General features: G+C 55.9%; 12 protein-coding genes. 7 read left to right on the top strand and 5 right to left on the bottom strand.

The annotated features are described in order from the left end of the window. Positions 1-76: 76 nt before the first annotated feature. From ACR3E0_RS13750 to ACR3E0_RS13740, 3 genes are all read left to right on the top strand, one after another. The gene (locus tag ACR3E0_RS13750; protein ID WP_480479379.1) at positions 77-1204 is read left to right on the top strand and encodes an efflux RND transporter periplasmic adaptor subunit; all 1128 of its coding nucleotides are present in this window, start codon (positions 77-79) and stop codon (positions 1202-1204) included. A 1-nt stretch (position 1205) separates the two neighbouring features. Further along, positions 1206-4349 carry an efflux RND transporter permease subunit gene (locus ACR3E0_RS13745; RefSeq protein WP_480479378.1) on the top strand — a complete coding sequence of 1048 codons (3144 nt, stop codon included), beginning with the start codon at positions 1206-1208 and terminating at the stop codon, positions 4347-4349. Between the two features lie 165 nt (positions 4350-4514). Next, the gene (locus ACR3E0_RS13740; RefSeq protein ID WP_480479377.1) at positions 4515-6125 is read left to right on the top strand and encodes an FAD-dependent oxidoreductase; all 1611 of its coding nucleotides are present in this window, start codon (positions 4515-4517) and stop codon (positions 6123-6125) included. Positions 6126-6262: 137 nt separating this feature from the next. Here the strand turns inward: ACR3E0_RS13740 and ACR3E0_RS13735 are convergent, their stop codons facing one another. Further along, a complete protein-coding gene (locus tag ACR3E0_RS13735; protein WP_480479376.1) occupies positions 6263-7168 on the bottom strand; it encodes an AraC family transcriptional regulator in 906 nt (301 codons plus the stop codon). A gap of 169 nt (positions 7169-7337) precedes the next feature. On the opposite strand from ACR3E0_RS13735, the gene ACR3E0_RS13730 reads away from it, so the two are divergent. From ACR3E0_RS13730 to ACR3E0_RS13720, 3 genes are all read left to right on the top strand, one after another. Beyond that, complete coding sequence (locus tag ACR3E0_RS13730; protein ID WP_480479375.1) at positions 7338-8372, top strand: aldo/keto reductase; 1035 nt, start codon at positions 7338-7340, stop codon at positions 8370-8372. Positions 8373-8688: 316 nt separating this feature from the next. Then, positions 8689-8820, top strand: a complete 132-nt coding sequence (locus ACR3E0_RS13725) for a hypothetical protein (protein ID WP_480479374.1) — start codon at positions 8689-8691, stop codon at positions 8818-8820. 30 nt (positions 8821-8850) lie between these two features. Further along, positions 8851-9051, top strand: a complete 201-nt coding sequence (locus ACR3E0_RS13720) for a hypothetical protein (RefSeq protein WP_480479373.1) — start codon at positions 8851-8853, stop codon at positions 9049-9051. On the opposite strand, the gene ACR3E0_RS13715 is transcribed toward ACR3E0_RS13720, so the two are convergent. Next, positions 9035-9892 carry a LysR substrate-binding domain-containing protein gene (locus tag ACR3E0_RS13715; protein ID WP_480479372.1) on the bottom strand — a complete coding sequence of 286 codons (858 nt, stop codon included), beginning with the start codon at positions 9890-9892 and terminating at the stop codon, positions 9035-9037. The two genes, ACR3E0_RS13720 and ACR3E0_RS13715, sit on opposite strands and share 17 nt — an antisense overlap. A gap of 85 nt (positions 9893-9977) precedes the next feature. Between ACR3E0_RS13715 and ACR3E0_RS13710 the strand changes: the two genes are divergently transcribed. Then, positions 9978-11000, top strand: coding sequence for a permease (locus tag ACR3E0_RS13710; protein ID WP_480479371.1), 1023 nt, complete (start codon positions 9978-9980; stop codon positions 10998-11000). Between the two features lie 398 nt (positions 11001-11398). Here ACR3E0_RS13710 and ACR3E0_RS13705 read toward each other — a convergent pair whose 3' ends face one another. The 3 genes from ACR3E0_RS13705 to ACR3E0_RS13695 form a co-directional block, all read right to left on the bottom strand. Beyond that, on the bottom strand, positions 11399-12418 hold the full coding sequence (locus ACR3E0_RS13705; RefSeq protein ID WP_480476947.1) for an IS110 family RNA-guided transposase: 1020 nt from the start codon (positions 12416-12418) through the stop codon (positions 11399-11401). A gap of 1141 nt (positions 12419-13559) precedes the next feature. Further along, the gene (locus tag ACR3E0_RS13700; protein WP_480479370.1) at positions 13560-15815 is read right to left on the bottom strand and encodes a molybdopterin guanine dinucleotide-containing S/N-oxide reductase; all 2256 of its coding nucleotides are present in this window, start codon (positions 15813-15815) and stop codon (positions 13560-13562) included. Positions 15816-15874: 59 nt separating this feature from the next. Continuing rightward, entirely contained in the window at positions 15875-17086 is a 1212-nt protein-coding gene (locus tag ACR3E0_RS13695) for an aminomethyl transferase family protein (protein ID WP_480479369.1), read from the bottom strand. Positions 17087-17118: the final 32 nt, after the last annotated feature.

The raw sequence follows: 17118 nt of genomic DNA, 5'->3' as shown, positions 1-17118 counted from the left end.
CAGACATGTTGGACTATTCTAGAGTGTTCGATGGCAGATTTGACCAGAGTTCACGGTCAATCTCGGGGGCATAAACATGAACATCAGAGTTTTTTCCATCGCCACTGTACTCTTGATCGCCCTCTCTGGCGTTCTTGCGGCTCAGCAGGGTCCTCCGCCCGTGACAGTCGCAAAACCAGTTGTTAAGCCCATAGTGGAAGATGATGAATTTGTTGGTCGTTTTGGTGCTGCGGCCGATGTAGATATTCGCGCGCGGGTATCCGGCTTCCTTGACCAAGTGCATTTCAAGGACGGAAGTCTCGTCGAAAAGGGCCAGTTGCTCTTTACGATTGACCAGCGCCAGTTTCGTACTGCTTTGAGACAAGCCCGGGCGCAGATCAGTATTGCTGAAGCCACAAGTGCTTTCACGACGGATCAACTCGAACGCGCCGAGACTTTAATCAGAAACGGCAATATTGCGGAGAGTGTTGTGGACCAACGTCGCGAAGCCTTTCTCGCCGCGCAAGGTGCACTGGAACAGGCGCGAGCTGCCCTGGAACTGGCCGAGCTTGATCTGGAATACTCGGAAATCCGTGCGCCGATGTCTGGGCGGATCGACCAAGCCCGAATTGACCCTGGAAACCTTGTAACCGCCCAAGACACCTTGTTGACGTCGATTGTTTCCACAGATCCGATCTACTTCTATTTCGACATTGATGAACGCTACTTCCTGGCCTACGCACGGGATGCCCGAGCGCGCGGGTCGGTTCTGCAAGAAGGCGCGGACAGCCTTGAGGTTCGCGTCACTGTTGCTGACCGGAGCATACCCCCTCAGGTTGGAATGCTGGATTTTTCGGAAAACCGAATTGACGACGAGACTGGCACTATGCGCGTACGCGCCGTTCTGCCAAACCCGGATGAGTTCCTGACGCCAGGCTTGTTCGGGCGCGTGAACGTTCCGGGGTCACTCCCCTATGAGGGCATTTTGATCCCAGACGAGGCGATTGCTTCGGATCAGAATAGAAGACTTGTGATGACAGTGGATGCTGAGGGCAACGTCATCCCCAAGGAAATCCGACCGGGTCCCAGAATAGACGGTTACAGGGTCGTGCGCGAAGGTTTGGATGGGTCGGAGACGCTGGTTATTGAGGGCCTTGTTCGTGCCCGCCCGGGCAGCGTCGTTGCTGCGGAATTGATCGAACTGCCGTTGGTCGCAGAAAACTGACATGGGACGTTTTTTTGTCACTCGCCCCATCTTTGCGATCGTGGTCGCGGTTGTAACAACCATCGTTGGGTTGATCGCGTATTTCGAACTGCCCGTTGAGCAATACCCGGAAATTGCCCCTCCATCGATTGTGGTCAGGGCTAACTACCCCGGAGCAGACGCCGAAACAATTGCCGCTACGGTCGCGACCCCGTTGGAGCAAGAGATCAACGGTGTTGAGGGCATGCTCTACATGTCGTCATATTCGACGGCTGACGGGTCTATGTCGCTGACGATGACGTTTGAACTGGGCACCAATCTCGACGCTGCTCAGGTTCTTGTCCAAAACCGCGTTGCCATTGCAGAACCGCGCCTGCCGCAGGAGGTCAGAGCGCTGGGGGTCACGACGAACAAGTCTTCACCTGATCTGATGATGGTAATTCACATGCTGTCGCCAGATGAAACCTTCGACCAACTCTATGTGTCCAACTACGCACGTTCACGGGTAAGGGACCGCCTTGTGCGCCTGGATGGTGTTGGTGATCTGATTATTTTCGGCGAGCGGGAGTTTTCCGCACGCGTGTGGCTGGATCCGGACCGGCTTGGCTCTCTCGGATTGACGTCAGGAGACGTCGTCGCGGCGCTGCGCGAACAAAACGTTCAGGTTTCAGGCGGGTCGCTGGGATCGCCGCCCAATGCGACGGATAGCGCCTTTCAAGTGACGCTCACAACGCAAGGCCGATTGGAAGATCCGCGTGAGTTCGGTCGCGTTATCGTCAAGTCGACGGATGACGGGCGCGTCGTACGGGTCAGGGATGTGGCGCGGGTTGAAATTGGAGCGCGTTCCTATGTGACCAACTCTTACTTGAACAACAAACCGGCCGTGGCCCTTGGCATTTTCCAGCGACCGGGCTCGAACGCGTTGGCGTCAGCGGATGAGATTCTGGCCGTTGTCGAAGAGCTGTCACAGGATTTCCCATCCGGGCTAGAGTATCAAGTTGTCTACAATCCCACAGAATTCATCGAGGCTTCGGTGAACGCGGTCTATCGAACTTTGTTCGAAGCGGTATTGCTGGTTGTCGTCGTGATCGTTGTTTTTCTGCAGAGCTGGCGAACGGCCATCATACCTTTGATCGCCATTCCGGTATCGCTTATCGGGACATTTGCCGTGATGCTGGCGCTTGGATACTCTTTGAATTTGCTGACGCTTTTCGGGCTCATTCTGGCCATCGGGATCGTCGTGGATGATGCGATTGTTGTGGTCGAAAACGTTGAACGAAACATCAAGAACGGCATGTCTCCCAGGGATGCGTCTGCCCGCACCATGGACGAAGTCCAAAACGCGATTATCGGGACAACACTGGTTCTGATTGCTGTCTTTGTGCCAGCCGCTCTGGTTCCCGGCATTACCGGCCAATTCTACAGGCAGTTTGCTGTGACGATTTCCGTCGCAACAGTTATTTCAACCATCAATTCACTCAGCCTTTCGCCGGCGATGGCCGCCGTGATCTTGAGGCCAAACTCCGGTGCACCAACACGAAACCCACTGGCCTTTGTCACAGACCCACTTAGCAACGGGTTCAACAGGGGGTTTGATGCGATGGCTTCTGCCTATGGTCGGACCGTGCGCGCATTGTCCAGCACAACCGGGATGCGCAGCATCGTCCTGCTGGTTTTTGCCGGATTGATGGGCGGAACATACTGGATCACGACCAAAGTGCCGACCGGTTTCATCCCGGAAATGGACCAGGGATACGCCATCGTCGTGGTGCAACTGCCGGACGGTGCGGCACTAGATCGGACCGACGATATCATCAAGCAAGCCACTGAAATAGCATTGGAAACACCCGGAGTCACAAACGCCGTGGCATTTGCGGGCTTTTCCGGGGCAACCTTTACCAATGCAAGCAATCAAGGTGTGATTTTCACCACATTTGAAAGCTTTGAAAACCGCCAAGAAAGCGGGCTGACTGCAGGTGCCATAGTGGGCCAGCTATTTGGCCGGATGCAGGCCCTGCGCGAAGCCTTTATCATCGCCATTGCGCCTCCGGCGGTCCGCGGGGTTGGTACTGGTGGCGGTTTCAAGCTTCAGCTTCGAGAGCTAGAAAGCGCTGACATGTCCCGGGTACTGCAATCTGCGTATGCCGTCATGGGCAGTGCTAGCCAGTCGGACAAAGTTCAGGGCGTGTTCACAACCTTTTCTTCGGGTTCACCGCAGCTATACCTTGAGATCAATCGCGTTCGTGCGCAAATGCTCAACGTCCCGATTGGAGAGATATTCGAAGCACTCTCTATCAATCTCGGGTCGGCCTATGTAAACGATTTTAACGCTTTCGGGCGTCTTTTTCAGGTGCGCGCGCAGGCGGATGAGCCGTTCCGTCTGAACCAGAGTGATATTCGAAGTCTGCGCGTCCGTTCCGCAACGGGTGCACTGGTTCCGTTGGGCACTCTGGTTACCGTCCGAGAAACCGCAGGCCCCGCATTGGTTCAGCGCTACAATCAACAGGTGTCTGTGCCAGTTCAGGGGTCGCCAGCGCCCGGTGTGTCAACGGGCCAGGCATTGCTTGAAATGGAAGCGCTTGCACAAGCCGTCATGCCGCCAGGGTTGGATTTTGAATGGACCGAGCTTGCTTTGCAGGAAAGAAATCAGGGCAATACGGCAGCATACATTTTTGCATTTTCGGTGCTGTTTGCCTTTCTGTTTCTCGCGGCGCTCTACGAAAGCTGGACGCTTCCGATGGTCATTATTTTGATCGTTCCTCTCGCTGTATTGGGCGCGATGCTGGGGGTGATGTTTCGAGGTATGGACAACAATATTCTAACGCAGGTTGGATTGATTGTTCTTGTGGGGCTTGCAGCAAAAAATGCCATTCTTATCGTGGAGTTCGCCAAACAAGCGCAGGAAGAACGTGGGTTGTCAGCAATTGATGCCGCTGTTGAAGCCAGCCAATTGCGCTTGCGGCCGATATTGATGACCGCATTCGCGTTTATACTCGGCGTTGTGCCCTTGATGATTGCAGTCGGTCCCGGTTCAGAGATGCGACAGGCTCTTGGAACGGCAGTATTCTTTGGCATGTCGGGCGTAACTCTGCTTGGGCTGTTTTTCACACCTGTTTTCTATGTGGCCATGCGCACGGTTTTCCCAACGCGACAAGTCACGGCGTAAGTCAACAGGGCAGTGATCAACCAATTTGTAAGGCTCACGGCGCGCGTATCAGCATGCATAACGTCGGCAGGTCCATAACGTAGGCCGTCGTGCCGAAGGAATAGGTGAAAATCTCGAAACAGCCGCTAGGTCTTGTAACAGCGCCGTTCATCAGGAGAACCGAACATGGAAAGCCTCGCTGCCGATCTTCGCGAAATGACGCGAACGCCCTTGCACCAGAGCCATGTCGAAACTTTGAAAGAACTAGGTACTGAGGTGAGTTTTGAGGCGGGCCAGATGATTGCCGAGGTCGGTGATCCAATGGACCAGTTTATCTATATTGTCGACGGTCGGGTTGAGGTGATCGATCCACAAACGCGCGAAGCTTATTTACCGGTGTCTCTTGGGCCGACGCAGTTTCTGGGAGAGATCGCGTTTCTCAGCGGCGGGGTTTACTCGCTGCCGATGCGCGCACGAGAGAACACGCATGCAATTTCTGTGCCGCGCGAGAAGATGCTGGACGCAATGTCCCGCATTCCGGAAATGTCAGATATCGTAATCACTGTTTTTTCCGCACGTCGCCGACGTCAAATCGAAGATCAAGACAGTTCTCTAAAATTGATCGGCGCCGACCAGAATCGCAATATCCGGCAAATCGAAGAGTTTGCAATTCGAAACAAGATCCCGTTCAAGACGATGGATTTGGGTTCCAAGGATGCCGGTGACGTTGCAAAGAACTGTCGCCTGACAGGTCATCAACCGGCGGTGATCTTTGGCGACAGCTTGGTGATTGACAACCCGACCCCAGCTAAGGTCGCCCGATTGCTTGGGCTCGAGCAGTCTTACGATTGTGGAGAAGTCTTAGATGTTTTGATTGTTGGAGGTGGTCCGGCCGGAGTGGCGGCCGCGGTGTACGCCGGTGCCGAAGGTCTATCTGCGATTGTTGTGGAAGACCTTGCAGTCGGTGGACAGGCAGGAACATCCAGCCGGATCGAGAATTACATGGGCTTCCCTACAGGGATATCGGGTGCTGACCTGGTTTGGCGTGGAGAAGTCCAGGCCATGAAGTTTGGCACTCGATTTGTTCGCCCGAAACGAGCCACCCAATTGCAGCCGCAATCAGACGGAGTGTTTTGTGTGACGCTGGATGATGGACAAAAGCTGCGGGCACGTTCCGTGATCGTCGCCACGGGGGTCCAGTACAGGCGTCTGCCTCTGGAAAGATTGAAGGACTTTGAGGGTTTAGGCATCTACTACGCGGCCACCGAAATGGAAGCGCGCTATTGCAAGGGCACTGATGTAGTCGTGGTGGGAGGCGGCAACTCTGCCGGCCAGGCCGCAATGTATCTTTCCAGATCAGCAAAACATGTCCATGTGCTGGTGCGAGGAGAGAGCTTAGCCTCTTCCATGTCAGACTACCTGTTGTCAAGGTTGGAGGCCGACCCGGCGATCACCATCCACTACAACTCCCAATTAAAGGCGCTTCTCGGAGACGAAGCCATGTCCAGCGTCGTCATCGAGCGCAACGGTTCGGATTGGCACCTCAAATGTAGCGCCGCCTTTATAATGGTCGGAGCCGCACCCAACACCGAATGGTTGTCACAAAGCTGCCATCTCAATTCATGCGGATTTGTGGTCACAGGCACCGAGGCCGGTGCGGGATCATCTTTTGCGACCTCTCATCCCGGGCTTTTTGCCGTAGGCGACGTTCGCGCAGGGTCGGTCAAGCGCGTGGCCTCTGCGGTGGGTGAAGGCTCGGTTGTGATATCTCAAGCTTGGGATTACCTGCAAAACTGATTGCCATGATGCGCTTTCCGACCAGTTCTGTTGACTATTGCTTAACGACACCCCTCGCATGCCTTGCGGCTTTAAGGATTTGTTTTCAGCCTCTATCCGATAGGCGCTGGTTCAAGCCCTTATGCGCTCTGAACCATCTATCCGTGACTTTCGGCCGTAATGGCACTGCGCAGCTGAACTCCGTCGCGCCCGGGGGGTGCGCCGAACATCCGGCGGTACTCGCGGCTGAATTGCGAAGGGCTTTCGTAGCCAATGGCAAAACCGACCTGAGCCACATCCGCCCCTTCCGACAAAAGCAATCGTCGAGCTTCCTGAAGACGCAGGCTCTTCTGGTATTGAACGGGTGTCATCGCAGTCGCGGCCTTGAACTGCCGGTGAAACGTTGCCGGACTCATCCCAGCGAGCGTTGCCAAGTGGGGAACGCTAAGAACTTCCGCGAAGTTTTCCCTTACCCAGGCAATCGAATTGCCAATGCGAGCAACGCGGCTGTCGGCCAAACCCACTTGGCACAGCAGTCCGGCTTGCGGCCCATTAAGAAGCTGCCATGTGATTTCTCGCTGTATCATCGGCGCTAGGACCGGGATGTCACGAGGACGCTTGGCCAATGCCAAAAGCCGTTCGAGCGGATTGATAAGATCGCCGGAAAGAGGATGCACAGCGAGTGTTTCAGATGTGATTTCAGCTTTCATTCCTGTGGTTGGGTGATCAAGCAGCAACTCGGCGACAACCACTGGATCGATACTGACGATCATGGCCGCATAGGGGTGTGCTTTCGAAGCGGTGATGATTTCTGCGCGCACCGGCACATCCAATGAGGCAATCAGGCAATTTCCTGCATCGTAGTGATAAGTTCTGTGTCCGACCCGACTGATCTTAGCCCCTTGAAGAACTACGCAGAGCGAGGGCTGATAAACGCCGTGCAGAGGGCCTGTGGGTTCTTCGGATACCGCAAGAAAAACACCGGGGAGCGGAGTTTCGCGCCCATGGATCCGCCAAAGATCTAAAGCCCATTCTGTCAGTGTTTCAAGATGCGGTTCAGCCATATCGTCACTTTACCCTTTCACCGGTAGGTGACCAGACTAATCCCCGAGGTTTGAGAGGATCGTGCAAGGTTTCGCGAGGATCGGAGTGGCATGGAGTGACTGTGAGATCGCATATCGTCATTGAGCCCGGATCGCATTGGTCTGGGCACTTTCAATGAAGGAAAGAATCATGCGTTACAATCGCCTCGGTCACAGCGGTCTCTTTGTCTCAGAGCTTTGCCTTGGCACCATGACGTTTGGCGGATCGGACGATATGTGGGGTCAGATCGGCAAACTCCAGCAGGACGAAGCGGACAGACTGCTAAAAATGGCTTTGGATGCGGGCATTAACTTCATCGATACCGCCAATATCTACGCGACGGGCAAAAGCGAAGAGATACTCGGGCAATCTCTCAGGAATGTCGGTGTGGCTCGGGAAGATGTTGTGATTGCTACCAAGGTTCACGGTCCGATGGGCGAAGGACCAAATGCGCGCGGCTCTTCACGCGGACACATCCTGGATCAGGCAAAAGCGAGCCTGAAGCGGCTGCAGCTTGATCACATTGACCTGTATCAGATACATGGTTTCGACCCGGCCACGCCGATCGTCGAGACACTTGAGGCGTTAGACACGCTTGTTCGACAAGGTCTTGTCCGGTATCTCGGCCTTTCGAACTGGGCCGCGTGGCAGGTCGTAAAAGCAGTAGGGATTACGGAGGCGAGACAACTTGCGCCGATTACGTCGTTGCAAGCGTATTATAGCGTCGCGGGTCGAGACCTGGAGCGTGAATTAACACCGATGCTGCAAGCCGAACAGATCGGTCTGATGGTCTGGAGCCCTCTTGCAGGTGGCTTTCTCTCTGGCAAGTTCGATCGCGAAGGCAAGACTGCCGAAGGCCGCCGTGTGAGTTTCGACTTCCCGCCGATCGATAAAGACCGGGCTTATGCTGCAATCGACGTGATGCGGACTATCGCAACGGAAAAGGGATACACGATACCACAGGTCGCGTTGGCCTGGCTGCTCCATCAGCAGGTTGTCACAAGCGTTGTACTGGGAGCAAAACGTCCAGAACAGCTTGCCGACAACATTGGTGCCGCCGCCGTCACCCTTTCACCAGAAGATCTAGCCGCGCTCGATGATATTACGCAGCTTCCGCCAGAGTACCCGGGCTGGATGATTGAGCGGCAAGGCGAATACCGATCACACATGCTTCAGTCAAAATGACGCCTTCCGCGGGCCGCTTCGGCGACCCGCTTAGACAGCCTGCGCTCGGGGACAGATTTTTGAGTTAATTCTGATGTCTGTTTCGGGAACGCAGCATTGCCGCAATTAATGACATGCTCAAAGTCCTCTTTGGGTGGCCCCCGCATTGCAAGAGTTTTCTGGCGATTTTGCGGTCTTGCTCGTCAGTACTGTCGTCTGTCCGGGCTGTTTGCACGATGGTGTTCTGCTGGCTCTGGTGAATTCTGCGAGATTTGCGGCGCAACGCTCGCGTTCGAAGACTATGGCAACAGTAACCCTCTGATCGAGTTTCATATCAGTGCGCTGGATGACCGGAACGGGTTTCATGGCACTTTCAGCGCTTGGAACCTGCGTGATCCACTATGGCGCAGCGTTTTATGTTTTCCTGATAGGATTGCAAAACACCGAGGCCTCAAAAGCTGGCGTCTAACTGAGCCTTGTGCCGGTCTTCGCAATCACATTGGCTTGGCTGATACTGTCCGAGAAGTTGGAAGCTTTGCAGTGGATCAGCACATTGATCGTGATCGGCGCGGTTGCCGGCATCTCCATCGTCACCCTGCTGGATGACCGCAAAACTGCGGGGCGCGAGGCAGGCTCGTCCCGCGACGCGGACATAGGCTTCGATCAAACGAAGGCCCGGTTCTTCATGGGTTGGCCATAAATGCGGCTCGGATCGCGGCTTTCATAGCGTCCTGAGGCCCTTGTTCTTTCGGCTTGCTGGATGCCATCACCAGCTTGGAGGCAGGCGTGTTTCCGAGGCCCAATGCATCGTTCACCACCGATAGACCGCCGTGCAGCGAGGAGCGACCGAGCAGACCCACTGCGATCCCGGCTTCTACTGCTGCGATCACACCAGAGACGCTTTGGCTGGAGTAGACAACGCGATATGGCTTTCCACGGGCTCGCAATGAATTGACCGCCGCGTCGCGCCACCAGCACGCATGATCGAACAAGGCCACTGGAAGGCTTTCATCGGCCCAAAAGTGCCGGTGCGCCGGCGACACCCAACATGTCGGGTCTTCATAAACAACCTCCTCGTGACTGGACGGGCTTTCGACCTCATAGACCGCAAGGTCCAGCGACCCCTTATCGAGGGCTTCTGGAAAACTTGTGCTCAAGGCGCAGGTGACATCCAGTTCGACTTTCGGATGTTGACGGGCAAAGGTCGCAATGATTGCCGCAAGTCTGGCGCGACCGTGATCGTCGGGTATGCCCAAACGCAGTTTGCCGCTTACTGTGTTCTGTGAAATCTCTCGTAGTGTCGCGTCGAGACGTGCCGTCACTTCCTGAGCGACTGGCAATAGCTTTCGCCCCGTGTCGCTCAGGACCACCCCGCGACCATGCCTGTCAAAGACCGGCTGACCCAGGATCGCTTCGAGGCGCTTGATTTGAAGACTTGTCGCAGATTGCGACCGGTGGATGCGGGCAGCACCGTCGGTGACGCTTCCGGCATCAGCCACGGCGACGAAGGTTCGCAGAAGATCGCTATCCAGATTTTCCATCTGTTTCTCCAATATCGGAAATTGAAACTATGCGTTTTACAGATGCCTTATGCCGTACTATTTTTCAAGGTCAGAGGAGTATCCCATGTCAGATCAGACAGCTGCCCACCAACCATCTAACCGGAAACCCCTGGTGTGGGGCGTGTCTTTGCTGCTGCTGGCAGGCGTCTGTCTTGCCTGGCCGGAACAAGCCGCAAACGCAGCACAGTTTGTCCTATGGGGCCTGATTGTCGTGGCCCCCATCGTCATTCCGGGCATCGTGCTTGCAGCCTGGATCATCGCAAGCGGCGCGGATACCCACATCGCTGGGGCCTTCGAGGGCTGGACACTGAGAGCGGTTCTGGCTGCGTCGCTAATTGGAGCCATCACGCCCGTATGCGGTGTGACCGTGCTGCCTTTGATGGCCGGATTGTTGGCTGCGGGCGTACCGCTTGCTCCGATCATGGCCTTCTGGCTGTCCTCTCCGATAACGGACCCCGCAATGCTCGCGACAACAGCGGCGACCCTTGGTCTGAGCTTTGCGATTGGCAAGACGCTTGCCGCCTTCGGATTGGGCCTGTTCGGTGGCGCGATCACCGGGCTGTTCGCAAAGACACCCTGGGCTATGAATGCGCTTCGAAACAATGGCTTGGCGCGCCAACTGAGTGCTGCACGATGCGGTAGGGATCAGCCTTTTGATCCGTGGGTATGGCGGTCTGAGGCGCGGCGGAGATCGTTCGGCAGACAGTTTTGGGCAACCACGCGACTGATCCTGATCTGCCTGATCCCGGCATTTGTCGCCGAATATGCCCTGAACGCCGCACTGACACCGGGGGCACTGGCAGGCTACATTGGCGAAGAAAAATGGTGGGCCATCCCCGCTGCTGTCTTCGTCGGCGCTCCGGCCTATATCGACGGGTACGCCGCGCTCCCTCTGACACGAGGGTTGATCGACAACGGCATGTCCGAAGGCGCGGCAATGGCCTTCCTGGTTTCGGGCGGCGCGGTCAGCATCTGGGGTGCTATGGCCATCGCACCGGTGCTCAAATTGCAACCGTTCATGCTCTATCTGCTGCTTGCAGTTCTGGGGTCGCTCGGGGCGGGGTATGTCTTTGGGTGGATCGTCTGAGATTCAGTCATGTAGCGTGAAGCCGACATTCAGAGAACGGCATCTGTGGGTGGCTCCTGCATTGCAAGTGTTTTCTGGTGATTTTTGCGGTCGTTTTCGTCAGTACCGTCGTCTGTCCGGCCTGTTTATGTTTTGGCATTGCCTCCTCTGTGGGTGGCTCCTGCATTGCAAGTGTTTTCTGGTGATTTTTGCGGTCGTTTTCGTCAGTACCGTCGTCTGTCCGGCCTGTTTATGTTTTGGCATTGCCTCCACTGGCCCTGATGAGTTCCGCAAGCGAGGTTCCAATCGGCTTATCGACCTCAGAGGGCCGCTGCCGTTCCCGGAGTGTCCTTGCTCTTGGTTGACTTACTTCCGCATCATCACTTCAACGTCTTGCATCTCGTGGGCAATCGGCGCGGTTAGAACGCAGGCTGCCGGTATTCCTGTTTCTTCGTGAGCATTGCCCAGATGGCCCGAGCGGCCTTGTTGGCCATGGCAGTTGTTGCCAGTCGGAACGGTTTGTCTGCGATGATCTTTGCTGTCCACAAATCGACCTTCTCTGGCGAACGTTTCGCCATCACAGCGCGCGATGTCATACCTACGACCAACAGCTTGCGAATGTAGCGATCACCTTGCTTTGTGATCTTGCCCAGACGTTCCTTGCCACCGCTGGATTTGTTGAGCGGGGTCAGTCCCAACCACGCTGCCAGATCGCGTCCAGTCCGGAACTGTTTTGCATCGCCAATCGTAGTGACAATCGCCGACGCCGTGATCGGGCCGATACCAGGCATACGCATCAATCTACGCGCATCTGCATTCAGAAGGGCATGTTGCTGGATCATCTTAGAATAGCCATCGATGCGTTCGTTCAGGCCGAGGAACTGATAGCACTGGATACCGAGCATGCCATTGGCGATCTCCGGCATTTCTGGATGGTCGCCATCAAGGTGACGCTTTGCAAAAGCCGTCACGGCTTCGATCCCGATGGGCAAGATATGCCCAAACTCACGCAAAAGGCTGCGGATCATGTTGGCCAGTTGGGTGCGCTGCCGGACGGCCAGATCTCGAGTCCGGTGGATTGAGAGAATGGCTTGCTGCTCTTCCGTCTTGATCTCGACAAATCGCATTGTCGGTCGACGGACCGCTTCACAGATTGCCTCAGCATCAACGGCGTCGTTCTTGCCGCGCTTCACGTAGGGTTTGACGTATCCAGCGGGCATGAGCTTCACGTCGTGCCCCAATTTGCGCAGCTGACGGCCCCAGTGATGAGACGAGCCGCAGGCTTCCATGCCAACCGTACACGGTGGCAACGTCTCAAAAAACGCCAACAGCTTCGCGCGTTTGATCGCCTTGTTGAAGATCACACGGCCATTCTCCGAAATGCCGTGCACTTGAAAAACATCCTTGGCCAGATCGAGGCCGACGGTCTTTACTGTCATTGGGTGGCTCCTTTCCTTGCAGTCAATCACAACTGCACTTTGGCACATTCGATGCCGGTGGAGCAGGAGCCACCCACCTCATCCGCAAAGTCTAGTTCGGCACTACTGGCGGGCGCAAAGAAAAGGCGCGGGGCTTCTTTGCCAGGTCAATCGTGCAACATTAGAATAGAATAGTGAAATACTTGCTCCAAACCCCGAATGCCAGAGCAATCCTCATGGCACTCTTCGTAATCATTGTTGTGAGGGTATGCAGCTATGACAGCGATGAAGGGACTGGATATCGGGAGCCTGATAAGGAGTATTGGGGCGTTGGAGGCAAGCCCTAACCCGACTATCGTCAAACTTTTAAGCGAGTGAATGCTTCTGGTTTTCAAATGACAAAACTAGCGTCAGGAGATCGATCGACTCTTCTAAGTCAGGTTTGTCCTGCGAATTGCTAGTTCGACGACCTTCGGATTTCGCGCGTGCAGCGAACGGCTGCAATGCGGGCTGCGACCGCAGCATTCTAGGTTGGTTATGAATGTCTCGTGTGGGCCGTCCGCAACGGGGAAGTTGTAGACCCCAGGAGGAATGCTGCACCGGTCCCGATGGCCGCGAAGAGCCCAACCTGTGAATTGGAGTTTCTCGCTGCGTGCGCGCGCAGCACCTGAAATGCTGCATGCGCGTCAAATTCGATGCCGCCGGGCAGCGGAAGGACCGAACATCCATGCTAACCGCAGCACGTATTAGACGCCGAATTCACACTATGCGGGTCGAAGCCGACAAGAACTGCGCGCGCGCCAATGTCGTCTTCGCGAGACTCGGTAGTTACTCCCGGGCGAGCCGGAGTAACGCGTCTACCGGCGTCGCACGCCCGTCGGTGTCAAGGATGATCGGATTCACGCCGAGCTCCACCAAACCGCTTCTGTGCGCTTGCGCAAATGCAGCGATAGCCTGGATCTGCGTCACAAGCACGGTTCTCTCAGTATCGGACGGCCTTAGCTTGCCGCTGATCTTCAGGCCGGCAAACCTGCCATTCAGTCAGCGTGCGATGTCCTTCAAACTACTAATTCAAGGGTCGCCCATGTGTAGTGTTTTCCAGGGCAAAAATACTGAGGTTGCTGAATTCTGCGCTTGGCTCGTCACGCAGGTATAGTACCAACTACTCGCTCAACACGTCTGTGAAAGCTTTGACATACACAAGGCAGGATTGTGCAATCGGCCCTCTGGCCAGACTTGACGTGCCTTTGTCGAGGGTAAGCATGTTCGGGTTGCCACGGCGGCAAAGGCTTCCATCCGGGTCAACCCATGCGCCGGTGGCGATCTGGATAACGCCGGGCCGAATACTGTCACTGACCCTGAGTTCAGCAAGGCATGCTCCGCGGGAGTTGTGGATGCGAACAATCTGTCCGTTCTGAAGCCCGCGTTTCCTGGCATCTGTCGGGTTCATCGTAACGGGCTCCGCCCCCTTTGGACGATTGGCGCAGCTCACTGATCCATGATCCAGTTGGCTGTGCAGCTTGTTGTGCGGCTGGTTTGAAATCATATGAAGATGATCCGGCCCTGCTCTGCCCAGCCATTCGACCGGTTCTATCCAGGTTGCATGACCCGGACAGTCATCGTAGTCAAAGCTTGCGATAGTCTCCGAAAATATCTCAATCTTTCCTGACGGTGTGTCCAGAGGATAGACTTCGGGGTTTTCACGAAACGCCTGCATCATAATCGTTGGTTTCTTTGGCTCAGGTATCTTGACCCAGCCGTCTCTCTGGAACGTCTCCCAATCGGGCAATTCAACGCCCTGCTCCGCAGCCTGCTGACGCGAAACATCCCAGATCCAGCGCTGCCATTCTTCTGCGCTGCGGCCCTCGGTGAACGCTTCTTCCACACCCATTTCTGCAGCTATGCCGCGCAGGATTTCGTGATCATCTCGCGCCAGTCCCACCGGTTCGATGGCCTTGTCCATAACGACCTGATAGGGATCCTTGGGCGTGAGAGCTATGTCGGAGCGTTCCAGCGGTGTTGTGCAAGGCAGAACGATATCGGCATGTTTCGCAAGCGGGTTCCAACACCATTCATTGACGATAACCGTCTCCGGGAGCGACCAGGCTTTGCGTAGCCGATTGAGGTCCTGATGGTGGTGGAATGGGTTGCCGCCTGCCCACCAGACAAGCCGGATATCAGGGTATTCATAGATCTGGCCATCGTAATCAAAGGACCCGCCAGGATTTTCCAGCATTTCTGTGATGCGAGCTACCGGGATGAACTCCGGCACAGGATTCCTGCCTTGAGGGAAGGAGGCATAATTGATTTGGGTGCGATTCAATCCAGAGTTGTTCGTCGCTGAGTGGCCAAAACCTAAACCGGTGCCAGGTAACCCAATTTGCCCAAGCATGGCGGCCAGCGCAATTGCGGCCCAGAAAGGCTGTTCTCCATGGTCCTGTCGGGTCAGTGCCCAAGCGGTTGAGATCATAGTACGGCTGCGTGCCATGCGGCGAGCCAGGTCACGGATGGTGTCGGCAGAAATTTCGCAGATTTCCGCAGCCCATTCGGGTGATTTTGAAATGCCATCCGGATCGCCTGACAGATAACCGGCAAAACGCTCGAACCCAACTGTGTAGCGGTTCAGGAAAGAGCGGTCATGCAGATCTTCGCTGATAAGCACATGCGCGAGGCCGAGCATCAGCGCCACATCCGTGTTGGGGCGGATCGCCAGCCATTCTGCGCTGACGTGATCCAGAAGGTCCGACTTCAAAGGCGAGATATTTACGAACTCTATCCCGGCCTCATGCGCGGTCAGAAGCCCACCTTTCTGAACATGCGCGCCGGTTCCGCCTTGGCTGATCTGCCCGTTTTTCAACGGCACGCCACCAAAGGCGACAAACAGCTCGCAATGCGAGGCAATGCTTTCCCAACCGGTTGTTTCATCGAGATGCCCCCGGAACGTGCCCAATACATGAGGCACCAACACTTCGGCCGCAGCAAAGGAGTAGGTGTTCTTTGAAAACGTAAAGCCGCCAATACAGTTCAGAAAACGCTTGAGCTGGCTCTGTGCATGATGAAAACGACCCGCGCTGGCCCATCCGTAGGACCCCGCATAGATCGCCCGATTGCCGTGGTCGCGCCGTACTCTGTCGAGTTCTCTGGCAACCAACCGGTTTGCTTCCTCCCAGGAGGCTTCCAGGAACTCATCCGAACCGCGCATCTCGCCGGTCTCACCCGGACCTTGCTCCATCCAACCTTTGCGCACCATTGGGGCGGTAATGCGTTCCGGTCCTTCCAACACATCGACGATGCCTGCACCAATCGGCGATGGATCGGGATCATGCTCGAACCCGCGCAAACCGGTAACCTTGCCCTTTGCAACGTCGACCCGATAGGTGCCCCAATGTGCGCTCGTCAGTAGGTCCCGATTGCTCATAGTCACTTTCATTTATCATAAGTCTGGAGTTCCGCGACCAACCAGATGAGTTGACCGCGTTAGCCTTCCCAGGGCTCAGGGCCCTCGGGGGTTTCGTTGGTTCGTCCACGGACAATCGCGCCTTCGGCATCATACATCGGCAAGCTGCAAATCTGCGCGCTGTAGGTTGCTCCATCTGTTCCGGTTACTTCAACTTCGGTGCCCGGCCCCATTTCTGGGTCATCCATTCGTACCAGCGCGACGCCACATTGCTGGAAAGGTGACCAGGTTGACGAGCAGACCTGCCCAGCGATGTCACCATCCACAGAAATCGTATGTCCGCGTGCAGCAATCCCCCTTCGTACGCGCATCCCGAACGTGCGCGACCGCTTGTCGGCCCTTTCCAGCGCCTCTTTGCCGATGAAGTCCGGCTTGTCCATCTGAACAAAGTGGCCGAGCCCAGCGTCAAAGGGCGTGGTCGTGCTGTCGAACTCCGCCTGGCTCATCAGCCCTGCTTCGATACGGCGCGCACGGAATACTGGCGTGCCGGTCAGGATAATCCCGTGCCTTTGACCCGCCTCCCAGATGCGGTTGCCGACCTTCTCGGCATCGTTTTCCGGCCGAAGGTAGAATTCCCACCCAAGCTCATTGGAAAACCCGGTGCGGGTGATGATGACCTCTTCCCCTGCAATCGAGATGGTCGCGATGTCGAAATAGCGCCATGGATCGGGGAAATCACCGTCAATGGCGTCACGCAGTACGTCCATCGATCGGGGGCCTTGCACCTGTGAGACCCAGACATTGGGATCCGAAATCGTCACGTCGAACTCATGCGCGTGGGCCATGTACCACGTGTAAAGCTCGCCATCGGCCTGTGCCATCCAGAACCTGTCTTCCGCGAGACGCAGCATGACGCCGTCAGTGATCATGCCACCATGGTGATAGAGGACGAAGTTGTAGGAACAACGACCGACTTTGACCCGGCTCACGTCACGTGAAAACACCCGGTTCGCAAATATCTCGGCATCCGGCCCCGAGATTTCCAGCGGGAGTTCCCCTGTATTGCGCAGGATGACCTTCTGTCGGACAGCCCAATACTGCTCGTCATCGGTAACGTGGTTCAACCGTTCCGGGGTCATGCGGTTGCAGTAAAGCGAGTATTCCGGGTCGAAAGGCAACTCCATGAAGGACAAGGGGTGCGCCTTCATAGTCGAGCTCAGCTCGATCGGACGGCGGTCTTCGGTCGGCACTGCCTTGATGGTGTAGCGTTTGCTCAGGATGCTTTCGTGCATTTACTGGATTCCGTGATGAAAGTCTCTTTGAA

The sequence above is a fragment of the Ruegeria sp. AJ12 genome, from assembly GCF_056536245.1.
The sequence above is the reverse complement of the archived record's forward strand: the minus strand, read 5'-3'. Positions and strand labels throughout refer to the sequence as shown.

Coding starts and splice junctions, on each gene's coding strand:
- ACR3E0_RS13750 (WP_480479379.1), top strand. CDS start 77: ATGAACATCAGAGTTTTTTCCATCGCCACTGTACTCTTGATCGCCCTC.
- ACR3E0_RS13745 (WP_480479378.1), top strand. CDS start 1,206: ATGGGACGTTTTTTTGTCACTCGCCCCATCTTTGCGATCGTGGTCGCG.
- ACR3E0_RS13740 (WP_480479377.1), top strand. CDS start 4,515: ATGGAAAGCCTCGCTGCCGATCTTCGCGAAATGACGCGAACGCCCTTG.
- ACR3E0_RS13735 (WP_480479376.1), bottom strand. CDS start 7,168: ATGGCTGAACCGCATCTTGAAACACTGACAGAATGGGCTTTAGATCTT.
- ACR3E0_RS13730 (WP_480479375.1), top strand. CDS start 7,338: ATGCGTTACAATCGCCTCGGTCACAGCGGTCTCTTTGTCTCAGAGCTT.
- ACR3E0_RS13715 (WP_480479372.1), bottom strand. CDS start 9,892: ATGGAAAATCTGGATAGCGATCTTCTGCGAACCTTCGTCGCCGTGGCT.
- ACR3E0_RS13710 (WP_480479371.1), top strand. CDS start 9,978: ATGTCAGATCAGACAGCTGCCCACCAACCATCTAACCGGAAACCCCTG.
- ACR3E0_RS13705 (WP_480476947.1), bottom strand. CDS start 12,418: ATGACAGTAAAGACCGTCGGCCTCGATCTGGCCAAGGATGTTTTTCAA.
- ACR3E0_RS13700 (WP_480479370.1), bottom strand. CDS start 15,815: ATGAGCAATCGGGACCTACTGACGAGCGCACATTGGGGCACCTATCGG.
- ACR3E0_RS13695 (WP_480479369.1), bottom strand. CDS start 17,086: ATGCACGAAAGCATCCTGAGCAAACGCTACACCATCAAGGCAGTGCCG.